Raw genomic sequence first — 15164 nt, 5'->3', positions numbered from 1 at the left:
TGATTAGATCGTTCTTTAAAAATTTGGGTATGTGATAGAAAGATAGACTGAACGTTACTTTCACTGGTAACGGATCAGGCTAAGGTAAAATTTGTGAGTGGCTCTTTGAGCACAATCGAATTTTCGGCGAATGTCGTCTTCACAGTATAACCAGATTGCTTGGGGTTATATGGTCAAGTGAAGAAGCGCATACGGTGGATGCCTTGGCAGTCAGAGGCGATGAAAGACGTGGTAGCCTGCGAAAAGCTTCGGGGAGTCGGCAAACAGACTGTGATCCGGAGATGTCTGAATGGGGGAACCCAGCCATCATAAGATGGTTATCTTGCACTGAATACATAGGTGCAAGAGGCGAACCAGGGGAACTGAAACATCTAAGTACCCTGAGGAAAAGAAATCAACCGAGATTCCCTTAGTAGTGGCGAGCGAACGGGGACTAGCCCTTAAGCTTCTTTGATTTTAGCGGAACGCTCTGGAAAGTGCGGCCATAGTGGGTGATAGCCCTGTACGCGAAAGGATCTTAGAAGTGAAATCGAGTAGGACGGAGCACGAGAAACTTTGTCTGAATATGGGGGGACCATCCTCCAAGGCTAAATACTACTGACTGACCGATAGTGAACTAGTACCGTGAGGGAAAGGCGAAAAGAACCCCGGAGAGGGGAGTGAAATAGATCCTGAAACCGTATGCGTACAAGCAGTGGGAGCCCACTTTGTTGGGTGACTGCGTACCTTTTGTATAATGGGTCAGCGACTTATTTTCAGTGGCGAGCTTAACCGAATAGGGGAGGCGTAGCGAAAGCGAGTCTTAATAGGGCGTCTAGTCGCTGGGAATAGACCCGAAACCGGGCGATCTATCCATGGGCAGGTTGAAGGTTAGGTAACACTGACTGGAGGACCGAACCGACTACCGTTGAAAAGTTAGCGGATGACCTGTGGATCGGAGTGAAAGGCTAATCAAGCTCGGAGATAGCTGGTTCTCCTCGAAAGCTATTTAGGTAGCGCCTCATGTATCACTGTAGGGGGTAGAGCACTGTTTCGGCTAGGGGGTCATCCCGACTTACCAAACCGATGCAAACTCCGAATACCTACAAGTGCCGAGCATGGGAGACACACGGCGGGTGCTAACGTCCGTCGTGAAAAGGGAAACAACCCAGACCGTCAGCTAAGGTCCCAAAGTTATGGTTAAGTGGGAAACGATGTGGGAAGGCTTAGACAGCTAGGAGGTTGGCTTAGAAGCAGCCACCCTTTAAAGAAAGCGTAATAGCTCACTAGTCGAGTCGGCCTGCGCGGAAGATGTAACGGGGCTCAAACCATACACCGAAGCTACGGGTATCACGTAAGTGATGCGGTAGAGGAGCGTTCTGTAAGCCTGTGAAGGTGAGTTGAGAAGCTTGCTGGAGGTATCAGAAGTGCGAATGCTGACATGAGTAACGACAATGGGTGTGAAAAACACCCACGCCGAAAGACCAAGGTTTCCTGCGCAACGTTAATCGACGCAGGGTTAGTCGGTCCCTAAGGCGAGGCTGAAAAGCGTAGTCGATGGAAAACAGGTTAATATTCCTGTACTTCTGGTTATTGCGATGGAGGGACGGAGAAGGCTAGGCCAGCTTGGCGTTGGTTGTCCAAGTTTAAGGTGGTAGGCTGGAATCTTAGGTAAATCCGGGATTCTAAGGCCGAGAGCTGATGACGAGTTACCCTTTGGGTGACGAAGTGGTTGATGCCATGCTTCCAAGAAAAGCTTCTAAGCTTCAGGTAACCAGGAACCGTACCCCAAACCGACACAGGTGGTTGGGTAGAGAATACCAAGGCGCTTGAGAGAACTCGGGTGAAGGAACTAGGCAAAATGGCACCGTAACTTCGGGAGAAGGTGCGCCGGTGAGGGTGAAGCACTTGCTGCGTAAGCCCACGCCGGTCGAAGATACCAGGCCGCTGCGACTGTTTATTAAAAACACAGCACTCTGCAAACACGAAAGTGGACGTATAGGGTGTGACGCCTGCCCGGTGCCGGAAGGTTAATTGATGGGGTTAGCTAACGCGAAGCTCTTGATCGAAGCCCCGGTAAACGGCGGCCGTAACTATAACGGTCCTAAGGTAGCGAAATTCCTTGTCGGGTAAGTTCCGACCTGCACGAATGGCGTAACGATGGCGGCGCTGTCTCCACCCGAGACTCAGTGAAATTGAAATCGCTGTGAAGATGCAGTGTATCCGCGGCTAGACGGAAAGACCCCGTGAACCTTTACTATAGCTTTGCACTGGACTTTGAATTTGCTTGTGTAGGATAGGTGGGAGGCTTTGAAGCGTGGACGCCAGTCTGCGTGGAGCCATCCTTGAAATACCACCCTGGCAACTTTGAGGTTCTAACTCAGGTCCGTTATCCGGATCGAGGACAGTGTATGGTGGGTAGTTTGACTGGGGCGGTCTCCTCCTAAAGAGTAACGGAGGAGTACGAAGGTGCGCTCAGACCGGTCGGAAATCGGTCGTAGAGTATAAAGGCAAAAGCGCGCTTGACTGCGAGACAGACACGTCGAGCAGGTACGAAAGTAGGTCTTAGTGATCCGGTGGTTCTGTATGGAAGGGCCATCGCTCAACGGATAAAAGGTACTCCGGGGATAACAGGCTGATACCGCCCAAGAGTTCATATCGACGGCGGTGTTTGGCACCTCGATGTCGGCTCATCACATCCTGGGGCTGAAGCCGGTCCCAAGGGTATGGCTGTTCGCCATTTAAAGTGGTACGCGAGCTGGGTTTAGAACGTCGTGAGACAGTTCGGTCCCTATCTGCCGTGGACGTTTGAGATTTGAGAGGGGCTGCTCCTAGTACGAGAGGACCGGAGTGGACGAACCTCTGGTGTTCCGGTTGTCACGCCAGTGGCATTGCCGGGTAGCTATGTTCGGAAAAGATAACCGCTGAAAGCATCTAAGCGGGAAACTTGCCTCAAGATGAGATCTCACTGGAGCCTTGAGCTCCCTGAAGGGCCGTCGAAGACTACGACGTTGATAGGCAGGGTGTGTAAGCGCTGTGAGGCGTTGAGCTAACCTGTACTAATTGCCCGTGAGGCTTGACCATATAACACCCAAGCAATTTGCTTGCTCCGAGCTGAAAAGCGCAAGGGCACCAGATTGCGGTGTGTGAAGACGAAATGAACCGAAAGTTCGACGCTCACAAAGCACCGAAAGCTGTCACATACCCAATTTGCTGAAGCGAGGCCAGCCGGTCACGAATCAGTACCCGAATTTCTTGACGACCATAGAGCGTTGGAACCACCTGATCCCATCCCGAACTCAGCAGTGAAACGATGCATCGCCGATGGTAGTGTGGGGTTTCCCCATGTGAGAGTAGGTCATCGTCAAGATTAAATTCCGAAACCCCTATCTGCTGACGCAGGTAGGGGTTTTGTTTTGCCCGCAGGAAAGGTGCCTCCGTGTTTCTATGCAACTGTCTTGCGCATGGCTATCATGCGGGCCTCATTATCAGGGCGCAGTTCGCATGCTCACGTTGCTAAAACTTCTGAAGGATGGCCGCTTTCATTCCGGGCAGGCGCTAGGCGCGGCGCTGGGTGTCAGTCGCAGTGCGGTATGGAAGCAATTGCAGCATCTTGAGGCAGAGCTGGGCCTGTCTGTTCATAAGGTCAGAGGCAGAGGGTATCAACTGGCCAGGCCGTTATTGCTTTTGGATGCGACCGAGATTGACGCAAAGGAACCTTGCGAATGGCCTGTTCATATATTCGATTCCATCGACTCCACCAATGCTGAGGCGTTGCGCTCCATAGAGCGCGGGGTGGCGGCGCCGTTCCTGGTGTTAGCTGAGCGGCAGACGGCTGGTCGCGGTCGTCGCGGTCGGAAGTGGGTCAGTCCCTTTGCAGAAAATCTTTATTACAGCCTGGTGCTGCGCATTGACGGCGGCATGCGACAGATAGAGGGGCTCAGTCTCGTCGTAGGGCTGGCTGTCTTGCACACTTTGCATGATATGGGGATCCGGCAGGCGGGACTGAAATGGCCTAACGATGTGCTGGTTGATGGTAGAAAGATTGCAGGGATATTGCTTGAGTTGGTAGGGGATCCGGCTGATGTCTGCCACGTTGTCCTGGGGGTTGGGATCAATGTAAATATGCAGTCCAGCGATGAGGTTGATCAGCAATGGACGTCCATGAATCTCGCGGCTGGTAGAGGTTTTGATCGGAATGAGCTGGTGGCGCGATTGGGTGCGAATCTCCGGCGATTCCTGAAGCTTCACCAGACGTCGGGATTTGCCGCAATACAACCCGAGTGGGAGCGGCATCATTTGTGGCAGGGGCGGACCGTGTCATTGATTGCGGGTGTCAATCAAATCGAAGGCGTTGTGCTAGGTATCGATTACCAGGGCGCGCTGCGTTTGAAGGTGGATGGCGTGGAAAGAAATTTTAGCGGTGGTGAGCTCAGTTTGAGGTTGCGTGATGATTCTTGAGCTCGATTGCGGCAACAGTTTTATCAAGTGGCGCGTACTTCGTATCGACGGCATTACGCCGGTCGACGGAGGCGTGGTCAGTTCCGATAGCGATCTGTTGGCTTGTTTGAGCGACGCTGGAAAGTTTCAGCTCAAAAAGTGCCGTCTTGTCAGCGTGCGCACCCAGGAAGAGACCGAGTCGCTGGTTACTGCGCTGGTTGATGCGTTCGGAGTGTCTGTGGCGAGGGCTGTGCCGACCCGTGAAATGGCTGGCGTGCGAAACGGCTATGAAGATTACGAGCGCCTGGGTCTGGATCGATGGTTAGCCCTGCTTGGAGGGTTTCACCTGGCCTCGGGTGCTTGTCTGGTGCTCGATTTTGGCACTGCTGTTACAGCCGATTTCGTGGCGGCAGACGGTGGTCACCTCGGCGGCTTTATTTGCCCGGGCATGCCCTTGATGCGTAACCAGTTGCGCACCCATACCCGACGGATTCGCTATGACGACATGGCTGCCGAGCGTGCTCATGAGAGTCTCGCTCCTGGGCGGGCGACTGTCGAGGCTGTAGAGCGGGGTTGCATGCTGATGCTCAGGGGTTTTGTCCTTACTCAGCTTGAGATGGCACGGCAGTATTGGGGTGAGGATTTCGTGGTGTTTCTAACGGGAGGAGACGCTAATCTGGTTTCCGGTATTGTCCCTGACGCCCGGGTGGTGCCTGACCTGGTTTTTGTTGGTTTGGCGATGGCCTGTCCTTTGTCTTGAGGTTCCTATGCGGTGGCTGTTCCTGTTATTGCTGGTTTTGAACGCTTTCTATTACGTCTGGCATCAACAGGAAGCTCCGCTTCGTGCCAAGGATGTCACGCCCCTGAGTTTGTATCGCGGTTCGCAGCAGGACATTCATCTCTTGAGCGAGACGGCCGACGCGCTTGTCAGGCGCGATTCGGGGAAGCCTGGTGAGGCACAGAAGACGTGTGTTTATCTGGGTGGTTTTGCTCGTTCGGAAATGAACAGGCAGCTGGAGCAAAAGTTGGCAACGCTGGGGGTCGTGGCTCATGCCACTGCTGCCGGTTCGCCTGAGACCGGATTTTGGGTGCAGGTCTCGCCAGAAAGTGCCGGGAAGGTGAATGAAACGTTCATGCAAAACCTTTCTAAAGAATTCAATGAGTTAAAACATAAAATAATGCCTTGTGAGGGGGTTGCACCCACGGGGTAGTTTGCATAGAATGGCGCCCGCTTCGCAGCGAAGACCTTTAAAGGCCGACGATGCGAAACGTAGTCAACGCAGCTAACCTCAGGTTTTTAATGAGAAAATGCTTGACAGAAGGCTGGCATGATATAGAATGCCGGCTCGCTTAGGAGGGGTTCCCGAGCGGCCAAAGGGATCAGACTGTAAATCTGACGTCTACGACTTCGAAGGTTCGAATCCTTCCCCCTCCACCAGTTTCTAGCGTGAGCTGCAGGCTCCGCGGGTATAGTTTAGTGGTAGAACCTCAGCCTTCCAAGCTGATGATGCGGGTTCGATTCCCGCTACCCGCTCCAGGTTTGCAGGTTGTGCAAAGTGTTTCGCTCTTGTAGCTCAGTTGGTAGAGCACACCCTTGGTAAGGGTGAGGTCAGCGGTTCAAATCCGCTCAAGAGCTCCATCTAACAAGGCAGATATGAAAATATCTGCCTTTGTTTTAATGGCTTGTGTGACTTGCTAAATTCTTCTCCTAGGGGTGATTTCGATGGCTAAGGAAAAGTTCGAACGTAATAAGCCGCACGTCAACGTCGGTACCATCGGTCACGTCGACCACGGTAAAACCACTCTGACCGCTGCTCTGACCCGTGTCTGCTCCGAAGTTTTCGGTTCGGCCAAGGTTGACTTCGACAAGATCGACAGCGCCCCGGAAGAAAAAGCTCGCGGTATCACCATCAACACCGCTCACGTTGAATACGACTCGGCCGTGCGTCACTACGCACACGTTGACTGCCCGGGTCACGCCGACTACGTAAAAAACATGATCACCGGTGCTGCCCAGATGGATGGCGCGATCCTGGTTTGCTCGGCCGCTGATGGTCCGATGCCACAAACCCGTGAGCACATCCTGCTGTCCCGCCAGGTAGGCGTTCCGTACATCGTTGTCTTCCTGAACAAGGCTGACATGGTTGACGACGCTGAGCTGCTGGAACTGGTTGAGATGGAAGTGCGCGACCTGCTGAGCACTTACGACTTCCCAGGTGATGACACTCCAATCATCATCGGTTCGGCTCTGATGGCTCTGAACGGCCAAGACGACAACGAAATGGGCACCACAGCTGTCAAGAAGCTGGTGGAAACTCTGGACAGCTACATCCCAGAGCCAGAGCGTGCTATCGACAAGCCGTTCCTGATGCCAATCGAAGACGTATTCTCGATCTCCGGTCGCGGTACTGTTGTGACTGGTCGTGTTGAGCGTGGCATCGTCCGCATCCAGGAAGAAGTTGAGATCGTCGGTCTGCGCGACACTCAGAAAACTACCTGCACCGGCGTTGAAATGTTCCGCAAGCTGCTCGACGAAGGTCGTGCTGGCGAGAACTGCGGCGTGCTGCTGCGCGGCACCAAGCGTGACGACGTTGAGCGTGGCCAGGTTCTGGTCAAGCCAGGCACCGTCAAGCCGCACACCAAGTTCGTTGCCGAAGTTTACGTTCTGAGCAAGGAAGAAGGCGGTCGTCATACTCCGTTCTTCAAAGGCTACCGTCCACAGTTCTACTTCCGTACAACTGACGTGACTGGTAACTGCGAGCTGCCAGAAGGCGTTGAAATGGTAATGCCAGGTGACAACATCCAGATGACTGTCACTCTGATCAAAACCATCGCGATGGAAGACGGTCTGCGTTTCGCTATCCGTGAAGGCGGTCGTACCGTCGGCGCCGGCGTCGTAGCCAAAGTCATCGAGTAAAACTGTTGTAATGTCTTTTTCGGGCCGGCATAATGGTCGGCCTGATTTTGTTTTAGGTCAGTAGCTCAATTGGCAGAGCGACGGTCTCCAAAACCGTAGGTTGGGGGTTCGATTCCCTCCTGACCTGCCAGATTCACTCAGTGTGTCTGGCTTTCTTTTCACAGGATCTTCATAGATGACTCCTAAAGCTGAAGCTCAAGGCTCTCGCTTCGATCTGCTCAAGTGGCTAGTGGTAGTCGCTTTGGTGGTTGTTGGCGTTGTTGGCAATCAGTATTTCTCTGCTTCGCCGATCCTGTACCGTGTACTCGCATTGCTTGCTATTGCTGCTGTTGCTGCCTTTGTAGGCCTGCAGACAGCCAAGGGCAAGTCTTTCTTTGTACTCGCTAAGGAAGCTCGCACCGAGATTCGTAAAGTCGTATGGCCGACTCGCCAAGAAACCACGCAGACCACGTTGATCGTTGTGGCTGTTGTTCTGGTTATGGCGTTGCTGTTGTGGGGGCTTGATTCCCTGCTCGGCTGGCTTGTTTCCTTGATTGTTGGCTAAGGGTGTCCCGTGGCTAAGCGTTGGTACGTTGTGCATGCTTACTCGGGTTACGAGAAGCATGTTATGCGCTCGCTGATAGAGCGTGTGAAGCTGGCTGGCATGGAAGATGGCTTTGGCGAGATTCTGGTTCCCACTGAAGAAGTGGTTGAAATGCGTAATGGCCAGAAGCGCAAAAGCGAACGCAAGTTCTTCCCAGGTTATGTGCTGGTACAGATGGATATGAACGAAGGGACTTGGCACTTGGTCAAGGATACCCCTCGGGTGATGGGCTTCATCGGCGGTACTGCCGACAAGCCAGCACCAATCACGGATAAAGAGGCAGAAGCAATTCTGCGTCGTGTCGCTGATGGTAGCGACAAGCCGAAGCCGAAAACACTGTTTGAACCAGGTGAAGTGGTACGAGTCACTGATGGTCCATTCGCTGATTTCAACGGCACGGTTGAAGAAGTTAACTACGAAAAGAGCCGGATCCAGGTCGCAGTGCTCATTTTCGGTCGCTCTACTCCGGTAGAGCTCGAGTTCAGTCAGGTCGAAAAGGTCTGATCGAACAGGCATCCCAACCCCGCAGCCCAAGGCTGTGGGGTTTTGTCGTCACTGGGATAAACGCGCAAGTAACCGGGGAGCCTTTCGAGGCGTTCGAACCCGTAATTGGAGTGCCTCATGGCCAAGAAGATTACCGCTTACATCAAGCTGCAAGTGAAGGCCGCTCAGGCTAACCCAAGCCCACCCGTTGGTCCTGCTCTGGGTCAGCACGGCGTGAACATCATGGAATTCTGCAAGGCTTTCAACGCCCGTACCCAGGGTCTTGAGCCAGGTCTGCCGACTCCAGTGATCATCACTGTCTACAGCGACCGTAGTTTCACTTTCGAAACAAAAAGCACCCCTGCTTCGGTTCTGCTGAAGAAGGCTGCAGGTTTGACCAGCGGTTCCGCTCGTCCAAACACCGTTAAGGTTGGCACCGTTACCCGTGCTCAGCTGGAAGAAATCGCGAAAACCAAAAACGCGGATCTGACTGCAGCTGATATGGATGCAGCCGTGCGTACTATCGCCGGTTCTGCTCGTAGCATGGGCCTTAACGTGGAGGGTGTGTAATGGCTAAGCTGACCAAGCGTCAAAAGGCTATCGCCGGCAAAATCGAAGCAGGCAAGGCCTACAACTTTGTAGACGCCGCAGCCCTGCTGGCTGAGCTGTCGACTGTCAAGTTCAGCGAGTCGTTCGACGTTGCTGTAAACCTGGGCGTTGACCCACGTAAATCCGACCAGGTCGTTCGTAGCGCTACCGTGCTGCCACACGGCACTGGCAAGACCGTCCGTGTTGCTGTTTTCACCCAGGGCCCAGCAGCTGAAGCTGCTCTGGCTGCTGGTGCTGATCGCGTAGGCATGGACGATCTGGCTGCCGAAATGAAAGGCGGCGACCTGAACTATGACGTAGTGATCGCATCCCCTGATGCCATGCGCGTTGTAGGTCAGCTGGGTCAGATCCTCGGTCCACGTGGTCTGATGCCTAACCCGAAAGTCGGCACCGTAACGCCAGACGTAGCTACCGCGGTCAAGAACGCGAAGGCTGGTCAGGTTCGTTATCGCACCGACAAAAACGGCATCATCCACACCTCCGTTGGCAAGATCGGTTTCGATGCCGTCAAGCTGAAGGAAAACGTTGAAGCCCTGATCGCTGACCTGAAGCGTATCAAGCCGGCTTCCTCGAAAGGTATCTACGTCAAGCGCGTTACCCTGAGCACCACCATGGGCCCAGGCCTGGTCATCGACCAGAGCTCGCTCGACGCGTAAGACACAGATTGGCGCAAGCGATTGCGCCAATTGAAAAATTGGGGTCCCTGCCTGGCGGGGGCTATCCAAGACCGTAGGCGACGCAAGTCTTAAACCACAAGCCTACGCAGATGGTGCTCCCGGTTCCTTACCGAATCAGACACCAAAACGACATTCGGTTTCGATCGAATGAAACGGTAACAAGCAGGAGTTAAACCCGTGGCAATTAAACTCGAAGACAAGAAGGCCATCGTCGCTGAAGTCAACGAGGCTGCCAAAGTCGCTCTGTCCGCTGTCGTGGCTGATGCCCGTGGCGTAACAGTAGGCGCTATGACCGGACTCCGTAAAGAGGCCCGCGAAGCTGGTGTTTATGTACGTGTCGTACGTAACACCCTGCTGAAGCGCGCAGTTGAAGGCACTCAATATGACGTGCTCAACGACGCGTTCGTCGGCCCGACCCTGATTGCATTCTCGAAAGAACATCCGGGCGCTGCTGCCCGTATCTTCAAAGAGTTCGCAAAGGGTCAGGACAAGTTCGAGATCAAGGCAGCTGCGTTCGAGGGCAAGTTCCTCGCAGCTAACCAAATCGACGTACTGGCAACTCTGCCGACCCGTGACGAAGCAATTTCTCAGCTGATGAGCGTGATTCAAGGCGCTACCAGCAAGTTGGCTCGTACTCTGGCGGCAATTCGCGATCAGAAAGAAGCTGCTGCAGCCTGAGGCTGAGCGTTTCCTTCTCGCGTATTTTTGTTTATTTCGATGGCCTTGCAGGCTATCCCCCAATTCAGGAATTGAGTCATGTCTCTGACTAACGAACAAATCATCGAAGCAATCGGCGAAAAATCCGTAATGGAAATCGTTGAGCTGATCAAGGCAATGGAAGAGAAGTTCGGCGTTACCGCCGCTGCTGCTACCGTTGCTGCTGCTGGTCCAGCTGCTGTCGTTGAAGAGCAAACCGAGTTCAACGTTGTTCTGACCGCCGCTGGCGACAAGAAAGTCAACGTGATCAAGGCTGTTCGCGAACTGACCGGTCTGGGTCTGAAAGAAGCCAAGGAGAAGGTTGACACCGCTCCTCAGGTTATCGCTGAAGGCGTTTCGAAAGATGCTGCCGAAGACGCGAAGAAGAAGCTGGAAGAAGCAGGCGCTTCCGTCGAAGTTAAGTAACTTCGACCTTGCGTCTCCAGCCCGAGCGTCAAGCGAAAGGCTGATGGCTGGTGGCTCTTGCCACCGGCCTTTTTCCGTTATTGGCAGCCGATTGGGTCGGTGCCGGTAACGAGCTGTAACCACCCGAGGCGGTGGCGCAAACCATGGGGTTTGCACGATTTTCTGGCTACTCCCGTCGGGGGGAGCCAAACAAGCAGGTGACCAAGCTGGGGAACGCTGATGGCTTACTCATATACTGAGAAAAAACGTATCCGCAAGGACTTTAGCAAGTTGCCGGACGTCATGGATGTGCCGTACCTCCTGGCTATCCAGCTGGATTCGTATCGTGAATTCTTGCAAGCGGGAGCGACTAAAGATCAGTTCCGCGACGTGGGCCTGCATGCGGCCTTCAAATCCGTTTTCCCGATCATCAGCTACTCCGGCAATGCTGCGCTGGAGTACGTCGGTTATCGCCTGGGCGAACCGGCATTTGATGTCAAAGAATGCGTATTGCGCGGTGTAACTTACGCCGTACCTTTGCGGGTAAAAGTGCGCCTGATCATTTTCGACAAAGAATCGTCGAACAAAGCGATCAAGGACATCAAAGAGCAAGAAGTCTACATGGGTGAAATCCCCCTGATGACTGAGAACGGTACCTTCGTAATCAACGGTACCGAGCGTGTAATCGTTTCCCAGCTGCACCGTTCTCCAGGCGTGTTCTTCGACCACGACCGTGGCAAGACGCACAGCTCCGGCAAACTGCTCTACTCCGCGCGCATCATTCCTTACCGCGGTTCGTGGTTGGACTTCGAGTTCGACCCGAAAGACTGCGTATTCGTGCGTATCGACCGTCGTCGCAAGCTGCCTGCATCGGTATTGCTGCGTGCGCTCGGCTACACCACGGAAGAAGTGCTGGACGCGTTCTACACCACCAACGTTTTCCATGTGCAGGGTGAAAACCTCAGCCTGGAACTGGTGCCTCAGCGCCTGCGCGGTGAAATCGCGGTCCTCGATATCCAGGATGACAAGGGTAAGGTTATTGTCGAGCAGGGTCGTCGCATCACCGCTCGCCACATCAACCAGCTGGAAAAGGCCGGGATCAAAGAGCTGCAGGTGCCTATGGACTACGTCCTCGGTCGCACCACTGCCAAGGTCATCGTGCATCCGGCAACCGGCGAAATCCTCGCAGAGTGCAACACCGAGCTGAGCACCGAGATCCTGGCGAAAATCGTCAAGGCCCAGGTTGTTCGTATCGAAACTCTGTACACCAACGATATCGACTGCGGTCCGTTCATTTCCGATACGTTGAAGATCGACTCCACCGGCAACCAACTGGAAGCGCTGGTCGAGATCTATCGCATGATGCGTCCTGGCGAGCCGCCAACCAAGGATGCCGCCGAAACCCTGTTCAACAACCTGTTCTTCAGTCCTGAGCGCTATGACCTGTCTGCGGTTGGCCGGATGAAGTTCAACCGTCGTATCGGTCGTACCGAGATCGAAGGTTCGGGCGTGCTGAACAAGGACGACATCGTTGCGGTGCTCAAGACCCTGGTCGACATCCGTAACGGCAAGGGCATCGTCGATGACATCGACCACCTGGGTAACCGTCGTGTTCGCTGCGTAGGCGAAATGGCCGAGAACCAGTTCCGTGTTGGCCTGGTGCGTGTAGAGCGCGCGGTCAAGGAACGTCTGTCGATGGCTGAAAGCGAAGGCCTGATGCCGCAAGACCTGATCAACGCCAAGCCGGTTGCGGCGGCGGTGAAAGAGTTCTTCGGTTCCAGCCAGCTGTCCCAGTTCATGGACCAGAACAACCCGCTGTCCGAGATCACCCACAAGCGTCGTGTCTCCGCACTCGGCCCAGGTGGTCTGACCCGTGAGCGTGCAGGCTTCGAAGTTCGTGACGTACACCCGACCCACTATGGTCGTGTCTGCCCGATCGAAACGCCGGAAGGTCCGAACATCGGTCTGATCAACTCCCTGGCCGCTTATGCGCGCACCAACCAGTACGGTTTCCTCGAGAGCCCGTACCGTGTGGTGAAAGACGCTCTGGTCACCGACGAGATCGTGTTCCTGTCCGCCATCGAAGAAGCTGATCACGTGATCGCTCAGGCTTCGGCCACGATGAACGACAAGAAAGTCCTGATCGACGAGCTGGTAGCTGTTCGTCACCTGAACGAGTTCACCGTCAAGGCGCCGGAAGACGTCACCCTGATGGACGTATCGCCCAAGCAGGTTGTGTCGGTCGCAGCGTCGCTGATCCCGTTCCTCGAGCACGACGACGCCAACCGTGCGTTGATGGGTTCGAACATGCAGCGTCAAGCTGTACCGACCCTGCGTGCCGACAAGCCTCTGGTAGGTACCGGCATGGAGCGTAACGTTGCCCGTGACTCCGGCGTTTGCGTCGTGGCTCGTCGTGGTGGCGTGATCGATTCCGTCGATGCCAGCCGTATCGTGGTTCGTGTTGCCGATGACGAAGTTGAGCCGGGCGAAGCCGGTGTAGACATCTACAACCTGACCAAATACACCCGCTCGAACCAGAACACCTGCATCAACCAGCGTCCGCTGGTGAGCAAGGGTGATCGGGTCCAGCGCAGCGACATCATGGCTGACGGCCCGTCCACCGACATGGGTGAACTGGCACTGGGCCAGAACATGCGCATCGCGTTCATGGCGTGGAACGGCTTCAACTTCGAAGACTCCATCTGCCTGTCCGAGCGTGTGGTTCAGGAAGATCGCTTCACCACGATCCACATCCAGGAACTGACCTGTGTGGCCCGTGACACCAAGCTTGGCCCAGAGGAAATCACTGCGGACATCCCGAACGTGGGTGAAGCTGCACTGAACAAGCTGGACGAAGCCGGTATCGTTTATGTAGGTGCCGAAGTAGGCGCTGGCGACATCCTGGTCGGCAAGGTCACCCCGAAAGGCGAGACCCAGCTGACTCCGGAAGAAAAACTGCTGCGTGCCATCTTCGGTGAGAAGGCCAGCGACGTTAAAGACACCTCCCTGCGCGTGCCTACTGGCACCAAGGGTACTGTCATCGACGTACAGGTCTTCACTCGCGACGGCGTTGAGCGTGATGCCCGTGCACTGTCCATCGAGAAGACTCAGCTCGACGAGATCCGCAAGGACCTGAACGAAGAGTTCCGTATCGTTGAAGGCGCAACTTTCGAACGTCTGCGCGCAGCGCTGGTTGGCCACAAGGCTGAAGGCGGCGCCGGCCTGAAGAAAGGTCAGGAAATCACCGACGAAGTTCTCGACGGTCTTGAGCATGGCCAGTGGTTCAAGCTGCGCATGGCTGAGGACGCGTTGAACGAGCAGCTCGAGAAAGCTCAGGCTTATATCGTTGATCGCCGTCGTCTGCTGGACGACAAGTTCGAAGACAAGAAGCGCAAGCTGCAGCAGGGCGATGACCTGGCTCCGGGCGTACTGAAGATCGTCAAGGTCTACCTGGCAATCCGTCGTCGCATCCAGCCGGGCGACAAGATGGCCGGTCGTCACGGTAACAAGGGTGTGGTCTCCGTGATCATGCCGGTTGAAGACATGCCGCACGATGCCAACGGTACTCCGGTCGACGTCGTTCTCAACCCGCTGGGCGTACCTTCGCGTATGAACGTTGGTCAGATCCTTGAAACCCACCTGGGCCTCGCGGCCAAGGGCTTGGGCGAGAAGATCAACCGCATGCTCGAAGAGCAGCGCAAGGTCGCTGACCTGCGCAAGTTCCTGCACGAGATCTACAACGAGATCGGCGGTCGTAACGAAGAGCTCGACAGCTTCTCCGACCAGGAAATCCTGGATCTGGCGAAGAACCTCAAGGGCGGCGTTCCAATGGCCACTCCGGTGTTCGACGGTGCCAAGGAAGTTGAAATCAAGGCCATGCTGAAACTGGCGGACCTGCCGGAAAGCGGCCAGATGCAACTGTTCGATGGTCGTACCGGCAACAAGTTCGAGCGTCCGGTTACCGTTGGCTACATGTACATGCTGAAGCTGAACCACTTGGTGGACGACAAGATGCACGCTCGTTCTACCGGTTCTTACAGCCTGGTTACCCAGCAGCCGTTGGGTGGTAAGGCACAGTTCGGTGGTCAGCGTTTCGGGGAGATGGAGGTCTGGGCACTGGAAGCGTACGGTGCCGCATACACTCTGCAAGAAATGCTCACAGTGAAGTCGGACGATGTGAACGGTCGGACCAAGATGTACAAAAACATCGTGGACGGCGATCACCGTATGGAGCCGGGCATGCCCGAGTCCTTCAACGTGTTGATCAAGGAAATTCGTTCCCTCGGCATCGATATCGATCTGGAAACCGAATAACACGTGACGCGAATCGAGAGCGGGGCTGTCCTGCCCGCTCTCTGCTCCGCCAGGAGGAAAG

General features: G+C 54.9%; 11 protein-coding genes, 4 tRNA genes and 2 rRNA genes. All 17 read left to right on the top strand.

From position 1 onward, the window contains the following. Window positions 1-171 precede the first annotated feature (171 nt). Window positions 172-3063, top strand: a 23S ribosomal RNA gene (locus LOY35_RS25365). 170 nt (window positions 3064-3233) lie between these two features. Then, a 5S ribosomal RNA gene (gene rrf / locus LOY35_RS25360) occupies window positions 3234-3349 on the top strand. A 134-nt stretch (window positions 3350-3483) separates the two neighbouring features. Further along, window positions 3484-4440: a bifunctional biotin--[acetyl-CoA-carboxylase] ligase/biotin operon repressor BirA gene (birA, locus tag LOY35_RS25355; RefSeq protein ID WP_258628493.1), complete on the top strand. Its 957-nt coding sequence runs from the start codon at window positions 3484-3486 to the stop codon at window positions 4438-4440. After that, entirely contained in the window at window positions 4430-5179 is a 750-nt protein-coding gene (locus LOY35_RS25350) for a pantothenate kinase (protein ID WP_258628491.1), read from the top strand. The genes birA and LOY35_RS25350 overlap by 11 nt, the downstream gene beginning before the upstream one ends. 7 nt (window positions 5180-5186) lie before the next feature. Beyond that, window positions 5187-5630, top strand: a complete 444-nt coding sequence (locus tag LOY35_RS25345) for a hypothetical protein (RefSeq protein ID WP_258628489.1) — start codon at window positions 5187-5189, stop codon at window positions 5628-5630. Between the two features lie 142 nt (window positions 5631-5772). After that, window positions 5773-5857: transfer RNA gene (locus tag LOY35_RS25340), tRNA-Tyr, on the top strand. A 25-nt stretch (window positions 5858-5882) separates the two neighbouring features. After that, window positions 5883-5956 (top strand) — tRNA-Gly (locus LOY35_RS25335). Window positions 5957-5982: 26 nt separating this feature from the next. Continuing rightward, window positions 5983-6058, top strand: a tRNA-Thr gene (locus LOY35_RS25330). An 84-nt stretch (window positions 6059-6142) separates the two neighbouring features. Next, window positions 6143-7336: an elongation factor Tu gene (tuf, locus tag LOY35_RS25325; protein ID WP_053191465.1), complete on the top strand. Its 1194-nt coding sequence runs from the start codon at window positions 6143-6145 to the stop codon at window positions 7334-7336. Between the two features lie 54 nt (window positions 7337-7390). Next, window positions 7391-7466: transfer RNA gene (locus LOY35_RS25320), tRNA-Trp, on the top strand. Window positions 7467-7511: 45 nt separating this feature from the next. Next, entirely contained in the window at window positions 7512-7880 is a 369-nt protein-coding gene (gene secE / locus LOY35_RS25315; protein WP_024776457.1) for a preprotein translocase subunit SecE, read from the top strand. A gap of 9 nt (window positions 7881-7889) precedes the next feature. Then, window positions 7890-8423 carry a transcription termination/antitermination protein NusG gene (nusG, locus tag LOY35_RS25310; protein ID WP_010443972.1) on the top strand — a complete coding sequence of 178 codons (534 nt, stop codon included), beginning with the start codon at window positions 7890-7892 and terminating at the stop codon, window positions 8421-8423. Window positions 8424-8540: 117 nt separating this feature from the next. Further along, complete coding sequence (rplK, locus tag LOY35_RS25305; RefSeq protein WP_003176435.1) at window positions 8541-8972, top strand: 50S ribosomal protein L11; 432 nt, start codon at window positions 8541-8543, stop codon at window positions 8970-8972. Continuing rightward, complete coding sequence (rplA, locus tag LOY35_RS25300; protein ID WP_003186095.1) at window positions 8972-9667, top strand: 50S ribosomal protein L1; 696 nt, start codon at window positions 8972-8974, stop codon at window positions 9665-9667. The genes rplK and rplA overlap by 1 nt, the downstream gene beginning before the upstream one ends. A gap of 198 nt (window positions 9668-9865) precedes the next feature. Next, on the top strand, window positions 9866-10366 hold the full coding sequence (rplJ, locus tag LOY35_RS25295) for a 50S ribosomal protein L10 (RefSeq protein ID WP_024776458.1): 501 nt from the start codon (window positions 9866-9868) through the stop codon (window positions 10364-10366). Between the two features lie 78 nt (window positions 10367-10444). Further along, on the top strand, window positions 10445-10810 hold the full coding sequence (gene rplL / locus LOY35_RS25290; RefSeq protein WP_258628485.1) for a 50S ribosomal protein L7/L12: 366 nt from the start codon (window positions 10445-10447) through the stop codon (window positions 10808-10810). Between the two features lie 219 nt (window positions 10811-11029). Next, window positions 11030-15103 (top strand): DNA-directed RNA polymerase subunit beta, encoded by a 4074-nt coding sequence (gene rpoB / locus LOY35_RS25285; protein ID WP_024776460.1) that lies wholly within the window; start codon window positions 11030-11032, stop codon window positions 15101-15103. The last annotated feature ends 61 nt before the right edge of the window (window positions 15104-15164 follow it).

The sequence above is a fragment of the Pseudomonas sp. B21-028 genome, from assembly GCF_024749045.1.
Lineage (GTDB): Bacteria > Pseudomonadota > Gammaproteobacteria > Pseudomonadales > Pseudomonadaceae > Aquipseudomonas.
Note: the sequence above shows the minus strand (reverse complement) of the source record. Positions and strands in the feature narration are given on the sequence as shown.